Origin of the sequence: Paraburkholderia sp. CNPSo 3272 (genome assembly GCF_024206495.1) — a bacterium.
GTDB lineage: Bacteria > Pseudomonadota > Gammaproteobacteria > Burkholderiales > Burkholderiaceae > Paraburkholderia.
On record NZ_JAMBPQ010000114.1, the window covers coordinates 1 to 631 of the forward strand.

The following is a 631-nucleotide window of genomic DNA, read 5'->3' on the forward strand; positions in this document are numbered from 1 at the left end:
GTCTTCGTCGTCCCGATCTTGCCGAGCAGTTCGACCTCGCCGGTGCCGAGCGCATAGGCAACCGTGATCGATTCCTTGTGAACGTCCAGGCCGACATACAACGTGCTATCGTTTTCCATTGCTGGCCTCCGTGCCGGAAATCGCCGGGTGTGACCCTGTCCACACCATGCGGCTCTGGCAGTCATGCTAACCCGCGCTTGATTCCTCCGCGGCAGGCCAGCCTCTACCTCGCGGAGTCATACTGACTACGGACGCCTTGGGGCGAAACGGACAGGGCATGTCGTTTGAGGACTTCGTTGGCGATACGTATCTGGCCGTAGGCTGGCAATTCGAGGGCCAGCTCGACAACGGCAGCTTCGATCTGCGGATCTACGCGGTTCTTGAGCAACGGCCGGTGGTGAGAAATCTCCTGCAGCGCAGCCTCACCGCCTCGATCGTACAGTTCCTTAAATCGGTAGAAGCTGTCGCGCGAGTAACCCATCACGCGACAGGCCTGGCTGACGTTGCCGAGTTGCCGGGCCAACTCAAGTATGCCGACCTTGGCACGAATTACCTTCTGCTCCTGAGTCATGGCGGACTCCTTGCTGTTCGCGGCGCGCATTGTCGCTACGGGCTACGCCCTCCGCGCCAA

2 pseudogenes are annotated in these 631 nt (G+C 60.5%); both read right to left on the reverse strand.

Features of this window, described 5'->3' with window-relative positions:
• Positions 1-119: pseudogene (locus tag M3I53_RS38045) on the reverse strand (IS110 family transposase); the annotation flags it as partial.
• Positions 120-244: 125 nt separating this feature from the next.
• Positions 245-571 (reverse strand): annotated as a pseudogene (locus M3I53_RS38050) (helix-turn-helix domain-containing protein); the annotation flags it as partial.
• Positions 572-631 lie beyond the last annotated feature (60 nt).